Annotated in this window: 7 protein-coding genes; 2 read left to right on the top strand and 5 right to left on the bottom strand. The window is 74.2% G+C overall.

The features are described from left to right. The 3 genes from UWG_RS0109355 to UWG_RS0109345 all read right to left on the bottom strand — a co-directional run. A partial coding sequence (locus UWG_RS0109355) for an ArsA family ATPase (RefSeq protein ID WP_016906942.1) occupies positions 1-1114 on the bottom strand: 1114 nt, incomplete at its 3' end. Between the two features lie 7 nt (positions 1115-1121). Next, positions 1122-1592, bottom strand: a complete 471-nt coding sequence (locus tag UWG_RS0109350; RefSeq protein WP_016906941.1) for an SRPBCC family protein — start codon at positions 1590-1592, stop codon at positions 1122-1124. A 108-nt stretch (positions 1593-1700) separates the two neighbouring features. Further along, positions 1701-2471, bottom strand: a complete 771-nt coding sequence (locus UWG_RS0109345) for a metallophosphoesterase family protein (RefSeq protein ID WP_016906940.1) — start codon at positions 2469-2471, stop codon at positions 1701-1703. Between the two features lie 294 nt (positions 2472-2765). On the opposite strand from UWG_RS0109345, the gene UWG_RS0109340 reads away from it, so the two are divergent. Beyond that, positions 2766-4571 carry an AMP-dependent synthetase/ligase gene (locus tag UWG_RS0109340; protein WP_029391300.1) on the top strand — a complete coding sequence of 602 codons (1806 nt, stop codon included), beginning with the start codon at positions 2766-2768 and terminating at the stop codon, positions 4569-4571. 48 nt (positions 4572-4619) lie between these two features. Here the strand turns inward: UWG_RS0109340 and UWG_RS0109335 are convergent, their stop codons facing one another. Beyond that, a complete protein-coding gene (locus UWG_RS0109335) occupies positions 4620-5762 on the bottom strand; it encodes a glycosyltransferase family 4 protein (RefSeq protein WP_016906938.1) in 1143 nt (380 codons plus the stop codon). Positions 5763-5936: 174 nt separating this feature from the next. Here UWG_RS0109335 and UWG_RS0109330 point away from each other — a divergent pair, with 174 nt between their 5' ends. Further along, the gene (locus tag UWG_RS0109330) at positions 5937-7256 is read left to right on the top strand and encodes a glycosyltransferase 87 family protein (protein ID WP_016906937.1); all 1320 of its coding nucleotides are present in this window, start codon (positions 5937-5939) and stop codon (positions 7254-7256) included. Positions 7257-7265: 9 nt separating this feature from the next. Here the strand turns inward: UWG_RS0109330 and UWG_RS0109325 are convergent, their stop codons facing one another. After that, complete coding sequence (locus UWG_RS0109325) at positions 7266-8444, bottom strand: hypothetical protein (RefSeq protein WP_016906936.1); 1179 nt, start codon at positions 8442-8444, stop codon at positions 7266-7268. Between the last annotated feature and the right edge of the window lie 28 nt (positions 8445-8472).

Here is an 8472-nt window from a genome sequence, read left to right as displayed (position 1 = left end):
GCCCCTCCTCGTCCAGCCGGTCCTCCAAGGCGCCGCGCGGCCCGAGCCGCTCCGGCGGGTACGCCTCGCCCGCGCGCGGGCCGGGAAGCCCGGCGCAGGACGGCAGGAGGGAGGCCAACTGCGCGGCGCCGGACGGCTCTTCGCCGAGGTGCGGGAGTTCGTGGACCGGCACCCGGCCCTCCGCGCATCCGGCAGCGATCCGCTCCAGTGCGTCGCGCTGCCGCCCGGCCAGCAACGCCAGCCACTCGCCCCCGCCGGACGCCGCCTGCGAACCGGCCCCGGGCACGAGGCGGTTGACGAGGACGCCGTCGAGCCGCAGCCCTTGGAGCCCGGCGCCGGCGCGCGCCAGCCGGAGCGTCTCGGCGGCGGCCTCGCCCGGCTCGACGACGAACCGCAGCACGGTGCCGCTCGACTCCACCACGCGCTGTACCGCCGCGAGCCCCCGCTCCCACTCGGCGGCGGCCTCGTAGAGCCAGGGCCCGGGCATCGGCACCCCGGCGAGCTGCGCGAGAACCGGGCGCAGCGCGCGCGCCGCCTGCCGTTCCGGGGGGAGCAGCCGCCGCAGGTAGCGGCGCAACTGGCCGGGCAGCGCGAGGAGTTGGAGGGCCCTCGGCGCCTCGGGAAGGTCCACGACGACGGTGTCCCAGCGGCACCCGCTTGCCGGGGACTCTCCGCACCCCTCGGCGTGCACCGCGCGCAGCGCGTACAGCAGCGAGAGGGCGCCGGCGCCCGGCAGTTCCGTGAGTTCGTCCTCGTCCATCGGGGAGGCGCCGAGCATCTCCAGCGCCTGCCTGCCCCGCTGCTGCCAGTCGACGGCGCGGGAGCGGAACTCGGCGGCGGAGTCGATCCGCGCGCGCCACAGCCCTGGCGCCGCGGCGACCCGGTGGCAGGCGGGCCCCGCGTCGTCCTCCGCTTCGGAGGCGGGCTCGGGCTCCTCCGCGACGGGCCCGAGGAGGCGGGCGAGGAGCGCCTCGGGCTCGGGGCTCAGCAGGAGGGTGCGCTCGCCCTGCGCCGCCGCCGCGCACGCCGTGGCCGCGGCGGCCGTGGTGCGCCCGGCCCCGCCGGTGCCGGAGACGAGCACGGTGTGGGGCGCGTCCTCGCCGTACGCCCGCACCCCTGGGTCAGCCTTCCGCGCGCGGCTCGTCGCCGGCCGGATCGCCGGACTCCACCCGCTTCTTCAGGCCGTCGAGCGCGCGGTCGATGATGACCTTCTCCGCCTTCCGCTTGATCATGCCGAGCATGGGGATCTTGACGTCGACCGTGAGTTGGTAGGTGACGTCGGTGGCCCCGCCGGCGACCGGCGCGAGGCGGTAGACGCCGTCGAGCGAGCGGAGCATCTGGGACTTCACGAGGGACCAGCGCACCTCGTGCGGCCCGACCCAGTCGTAGGCGAGGGTGTGTTCGTCCTTGATGGCGCCGGCGTCGAGCAGCAGCCGGACCTGGAGCGCGCGGCCGTTCTCGTCCTCCTCGACGACCTCGGCCTCCTTCACCTCGCCCGTCCACTCCGGGTAGCGCCGGAAGTCGGAGATCACCTCCATGACGGCCTCGGGAGCCGCGTCGATGGTGATGTTCGAGCTGGTGTGTTCCGCCATCGCGATGGCCCTCCGATTGCCCCGACAAACCGCTGCGTGCTGCGCTGGAAGGCTACCGCGCCCGCCGGATGCACCAGGCATGCACCCGGCGGGCCCGGGACGTGCGGCTCACCACTCCAGGACCCACGGCGTCCCCGAGGCGTTGAAGTGGCCGACGTTGACGCACTCCGTCTCGCCTATCCGCATCCTCGGTGCCAACGGCTGGTGGACGTGCCCGAAGAGGTGGTAGCGCGGGCGCACCGTACGGATCGCCTCCAGCAGCGCGGTGCTGCCGCGCTCGAAGCGGCGGGCGACGGTGTCGTAGCAGAGGTCGGGCACCTCAGGGGGGATGTGCGTGCACAGCACATCGACCTCGCCGAGCGCCGCCACCTTCGCCGCGTAGGTCTCGTCGTCGATCTCGTACGGCGTCCGCATCCTCGTGCGCAGACCGCCGCCGACGAAGCCGAACCGCAGGCCGCCGATCTCCACCGCCTCGCCGTCGAGGACGGTGGTGCCCTCGTGGGCGTACTCGGGCCAGAGCGCGGGCACGTCGACGTTGCCGTAGGTGGCGTACGTGGGGGTCGGGAGGGCGGCGAAGAGCTGCGCGTACTGCCTGCGGACGGCCTGCTCGGTGACGGCGGCGCGGTCGACGCTCGCCCAGAGTTTCGCCGCCAGCTCGTGCGCCTCCGCGAACCGGCGCTCGGTGCGCAGGGCGACGTAGCGGTCCGTCGCCTCCTCGCCGAAGAGGTCGGGGAAGATGCCCCGGGTGTGGTCGGCGTAGTCGAGGAAGAGGATGAGGTCACCGAGGCACAGCAGCGCTTCGGCCCCCTCGCCCGCGTGCGCGAGCGCCTCGCTGTTTCCGTGCACGTCGCTGACGACGTGGACCCGGTGGTCTCGCATCCGGTCAGGGTAGACGGCCGGCGGGCACCCGTGTAGACCGCGGCCGGCGGCCAACCGGCAGGCTGCCACCAGAGGTTACTTTCCGGTCAAAGGCCGCGTCGACTACCCTGTGCGGCACTGGTCCTGCGTGTGTGACCCAAGAGACATCTCCAGGCCACCCCCTATGCCGTCGGCCATACCGATGGGTAACGTCCCGCCTGACCATTCACCAAGATCACACCGTGGATCTTGGATCGAGCCGAAGGAGGCCGCCCCCGCCGGCCCCCTGTCCGGTGCCGACGAGGAGCAGCAGTCTTGCGTGAGTCCAGCCTTCCGGCCTTGTACGAGGTCCCCGCCGACGGCAACCTGACGGATCTCATCCGCCGCAACGCGGCGCAGCATCCGGAAGTCGCCGTCCTTGCGCGCAAGCGCGCGGGGCGCTGGGAGGATGTCACCGCGACCGCCTTCCTCGCCGAGGTGCGGTCGGCGGCGAAGGGCCTGATGGCGGCGGGCGTTCAGCCGGGCGACCGCATCGGCCTGATGTCCCGCACCCGGTACGAGTGGACGCTGCTGGACTTCGCCGTCTGGAGCGCGGGCGCCGTCACCGTGCCCGTCTACGAGACGAGTTCGCCCGAGCAGATCAGCTGGATACTCGGCGACTCGGGCGCCGTCGGCATCCTCGTCGAGACGGAGGCGCACGCGCGCTCCGTCGAGTCCGTCCGCGACCGCCTCCCCGAGCTCGCCCACGTCTGGCGGATCGACGCCGAGGACGAGCAGCAGGGCGCGCTCGCCCGACTCGCCGCCGCGGGCGCGGAGTTCACCGACGAGCAGGTCGACGAGCGCAGCTCACTGGCGAACGCGGACTCCCCCGCCACCCTCGTCTACACCTCGGGGACCACCGGGCGCCCCAAAGGGTGCGTGCTGAGCCACCGCAGCTTCTTCGCCGAGTGCGGCAACGTCGTCGAGCGCCTCAAACCGATGTTCCGCACCGGGGAGTCCTCGGTGCTGCTCTTCCTCCCCGTGGCGCACGTCTTCGGCCGGCTCGTCGAGGTGGCCTCCGTGATGGCGCCGATCAAGCTCGGCCACGTCTCCGACCTCAGGTCGCTCACCGACGAACTCGGCTCCTTCAAGCCGACGATGGTGCTCGGCGTCCCCCGCGTCTTCGAGAAGGTCTACAACGCGGCGCGCGCCCAGGCCGCCGAGAGCGGCAAAGGCAAGATCTTCGACCGCGCCGCGGCCGTCGCCGCCGAGTACAGCCGCGCGCTCGACGAGCCCGCGGGGCCCTCGCTCAAACTCCGGCTCCAGCACCGGCTCTTCGACAAGCTCGTCTACGCCAAGCTGCGCTCCGTCCTCGGCGGTCGCGCCACCCACGCCATCTCGGGCGGCGCCCCGCTCGGCGCGCACCTCGGCCACTTCTTCCGCGGCATCGGCTTCACGGTGCTCGAGGGGTACGGCCTCACCGAGTCCTGCGCCGCCACCGCCTTCAACCCCTACGACCGCCAGAAGATCGGCACCGTCGGGCAGCCGCTCCCCGGCTCGGTCGTACGGATCGACGACGACGGCGAGGTGCTGCTCCACGGCGAGCACCTCTTCACCGAGTACTGGAACAACCCGCAGGCGTCCAAGGAGGCGCTCTCCGACGGCTGGTTCCACACCGGCGACCTCGGCACCCTCGACGCCGACGGCTACCTGTCGATCACGGGCCGGAAGAAGGAGATCCTCGTGACGGCGAGCGGCAAGAACGTCGCGCCCGCGGTGATCGAGGACCGCATCCGCTCGCACGCGCTCGTCGCGGAGTGCATGGTCGTCGGGGACGGCCGCCCGTTCGTCGGCGCGCTCCTCACCGTCGACGAGGAGTTCCTCCCCCGGTGGAGCGCCGAGCACGGCAAGGAGGGGCTGAGCCAGGAGCAGCTCCTCGACGACCCGGACCTCCGCGCGGAACTCCAACGCGCCATCGACGACGGCAACGAGGCGGTCTCGCGCGCCGAGTCGGTCCGCAAGTTCCGTGTGCTGCACACCCAGTTCAGCGAGGAGTCCGGGCACATCACCCCCTCGCTCAAGCTCAAGCGGGGCGTCGTCGCCAAGGACTTCGCCGACGACATCGAGGCGCTCTACACCTGAGCCCCGTACACCGAGCGGGTCCGCGCCCGGCCCGCTCGGTGCGCCGTGTCAGAGCAGTTCTTCGAGGCGCTCGGCGAGCAGGTCCCACCGCCAGCGCTCCTCGACCCACGCGCGGCCACGCGCGCCCATGCGCCGCCGCAGCTCCGGGTCTTCGAGGAGCGTCACGAGCCGCCCTGCCGTCTCGTCCGCGTCGCCGCCGGGCACCACCCAGCCGGTCTCCCCGTCGAGGACGGCGTCGGGCGCGCCGCCCGAGTCCCCCGCCACGACGGGCAGTCCGGTGGCCGACGCCTCCAGGTAGACGATGCCGAGGCCCTCGACGTCGAGCCCGCCGCGCCGTGTGCGGCACGGCATCGCGAAGACGTCGCCCGCTCCGAAGTGCGCGGGCAGCTCCTCCCAGGGGACGGCGCCCGTGAACCGCACGGACTCGCGCACTCCGAGCTCCGTCGCGAGCTTCTCCAACTCCCCCCGGTACGGGCCCCCTCCGACGACGAGCAGCACCGCGTCCGGCACCTCGGCGAGAACCCGCGGCAGCGCCCGGATCAACGTGTCCTGCCCCTTGCGCGGGACCAGGCGCGACACGCAGACCACGACGGGCCTGTCGCTGAGCCCCAGCCCCTCCCGGACCACGTCGCCCCCGGAGCCCGGGTGGAAGGTCTTCTCGTCGACCCCGGGCGGCAGTTGGACCATCCTGGAGGCGGCGTCGGGGGTGAGCGCGCGGGCGATCCGCGAGCGGGTGTACTCGCCGAGGTAGGTGAGGGTGTCGGTCCGCTCGCCGATCCGCCGCAACAGGGTGCGCGCGCCCGGGAGCTGCGCCCAGCCCGCCTCGTGGCCGTGCGTCGTCGCCACCAGGCGCTCGGCGCCGGCCCTCCGCAGCCGCGGCGCCATCAGTCCGAGCGGCGCCGCGGCGCCGAACCACACGGAGCGGCACCGGTGTCGGCGGAGCAGCTCCGCCGCCGTGCGCGTCACCCGCGGGGTGGGAAGCAACATCGTCGAGCGGTCCCGTACGACGGTGAACGGCTGCTCGGCGTCGAAGGCGGCCGTCGCCTCGGCGCCCTCGCGTCCGCGCTTCCAGGTGGACGCGTAGACGACCACGTCCGACGGGTCCAGGCGCACGGCCATGCTGTGCAGGAACGCCTGGATGCCGCCCGGCCTGGGCGGGAAGTCGTTGGTGACGATCAGGGTCTTCTCCATCGCGGCAGACAGTACCGTGCGCCCCCTCCCGCCGTTCGGGGCATCCGGCCCTCGGTCTCCGGCCACCGCAGGGGGGTCGATGGGCTCGCGGCGGTGGATGCGCGTCATGATGGCCCAGCGCCGCGCCTCGGGCGGCGGGTACGGGCTACGACCAGCGCGATCGACGGGACGACCATGGCGGAGGACGAGACGGCAACGGCCCCCGGAAGAGGCGGAGTCGACCGCTCCGCCGGGTGGGAGCTGCTCGTCTGGACCGGCACGCGCACGCTCCTGCTCGCCTGCGTCCTCGGGCTCGTCGCCTTCCCCGGGCTCGACGTCACCACCGACGTCTCGGTGATCTACCGGGACTGGGCGCACACCCTGCGCAGCGGCGTCTTCCCGCCCGAGGACGTGACCTGGCAGTACCCGCCGGCCGCCGCGCTCCCGATCCTCGCGCCCGGCCTGCTCGGCTTCCTCGACTACGCGGCGGGCTTCTTCGTCCTCGCCTGTGCCGCCGACGCGGCCGTACTGGCGATGCTGCTGCGCGCGTCGCGAGGCGGCGGGAGACGGGCCGGGGTGTGGGTCTGGGTGCTGGGCGTTCCGCTCCTCGGGCCCACCGCGTACGCGCGGTACGACCTCATGGTCACCGCCGTCGCCGTCGCCGCGCTGCTCGCCGCCGTGCGCCGGCCGGCCGTCGCGGGGGCGCTCGCGGGGTTCGGGGCGATGCTCAAGGTGTGGCCGGTGCTCGTGCTGCTGGGCACGCCGCGCGGGGGGCGGACGCGGACGGCGTGGGGGACGGCCGTCGCCGTCGCGGTCGCGCTCGCCGCGGGGTTCGCGGTGGCGATGCCGGGGGCGTTCGCTTTCCTCACGGCACAGGGGGAGCGCGGCACCGAGGTGGAGTCGCTGGGGGCGCTCGTCTTCCATGTGGCGAGGTTCTTCGGCTGGGAGGGGCGCGTCGAACTCCACTACGGGTCCATGGAGTTCCTCGGCCCTTACGTGCCGCTCGTGAGCACGGCCGCGCTCGTGCTGAGCGCCGCCGCCTGCGGATGGCTGCTGCTGTGGCGGCTGCGCGCCGCCGCCTGGACGCCGGCGACGCACGCGGACGCCGCCTTCGCGGCCGTGCTCCTCTTCACCACGACGAGCCGTGTGCTGAGCCCGCAGTACATGATCTGGCTCCTCGGAGCCGCCGCCGTCTGCGCCGGCTTCCGGACGGGCCGGATGCTGCTGCCGGCGTGGCTCGTCGTCGCCGCGACGGCGGTGACGGTACTGGAGTTCCCCCTCGGGTTCGCGTACGTGGTGGAGAGCGAACCCGCGGGCGTCGTGCTGCTGGCGGTGCGCAACGGGCTGCTCGTCGTCGCCTCCGTCGTCGCGGCGCGGAGGCTGTGGCACAGCACCGTCACCGAACCGCGGCGCGTGGCCCTGACGGAGGCGGACGGGCCCGGCCCGGCGGAGCACGCCGCCGAAGCCCCGGCGGCCGACCGCCGCGCGGAGGCCCCCTCTCCGACGGAGCCGTGAACCGCGGGCCTACCCGAGGACGCGCGCCACGTACGCCCGCCACTCGGCGGTGAACTCCGCGCGGGAAAGCCCGAGTTGGTCCTCCAGTGCCTGCCCCGCGCCGTGCCGGGACGCGGCGTGGACGGCGAGGAGGCGCTCCGCGCCGTACCGCTCGGCGAGCAGGCGGCAGGCGAGCCAGGCGCCCTCGTACGCGTGCGCGAGCGTCTCTGCGCCGGCGTCGAAACGGAAGTCGGCGTCGGTGGGCAGGCGGTGCGGGGCACGGCCCTCGCCGACGGCGCGGGCGAGTTCGGGGGCGGCCGCGCGGGGCAGGGTGCCGGCTGCGCGGTGGGCCACCCAGTCGGCGAGGCCCTCGGAGAGCCACATCGGCGTACCCGGGTGCGTATCGTCGCGCGCGGCGACGTGCACGGTCTCGTGCGCCACGACGAACTCCCTGCCCTCTTCACTGAGTTGCCCGTACTCCTCGGGGTTGACGACGATGCGTTCCGGCGGGTCCTCCGCGCCTCGTGTCCCGCCCGTCGTCACGGCCGCCACGCCGCGCAGGAGTTCGGGCTCGGAGCCGAGGAGGCGGCCCATCCCGTCCAGCCCGCGCGGCACTTCCAGGACGACCCGGCGCTGCCACCCGCGCGGCCAGTACCTCTCCGCCTCCGCGACAGCGCGGTCCGCCGCCGCGGCCAGCTCCCGCAGCTCTGCCGCGGGCCGCCCGACGCCGAGCACGAGACTGCGCGCGCCGCGCTCCTGGATCACCTCGCCCTGCGTCCAGATCCCGCTGCCCGCGCTCCCCGCGAGTGCCCAACCGCCCGCTGTGCGGCGGAACTCCAGCCGCTCCGCCGTACGCGAGGCGCCGCCGTCCCAGCCGCGCAGCCGCTGGTGGAGCACGGCACGGGCGGTGTACCCGCCCCGGCCCGAGGGCGCGGCGTCGACGAGCCGCAGCCGCCAGTCGGCGAGCGGCAGCCGCGTCAGGTTGCGGAAGGCCAGCCGGGGCGTGTTCTTCGCCCCGGGTGCGAAGGTGGCGAGGTAGGCGCGCTCGTCACCGGCGAGGAGGGCGTCCGACTGGCGGTCGAGCACGTGCTGGAGCTGCCGGAGCGCCGCCGTCGGCGGGGAGTCGGCGGCAGCGAACCCGAGGAGTACCGCGAGGACAGCGACGCCGCAGACCAGCCTGCGCACCCGCGCGTCCGCACCTCCGTCCACCCGGCGATCGTACGGGCCACCGGACGCA

Source organism: Streptomyces xiaopingdaonensis (assembly GCF_000262345.1).
GTDB lineage: Bacteria > Actinomycetota > Actinomycetes > Streptomycetales > Streptomycetaceae > Streptomyces > Streptomyces xiaopingdaonensis.
The sequence above is the reverse complement of the archived record's forward strand: the minus strand, read 5'-3'. Positions and strand labels throughout refer to the sequence as shown.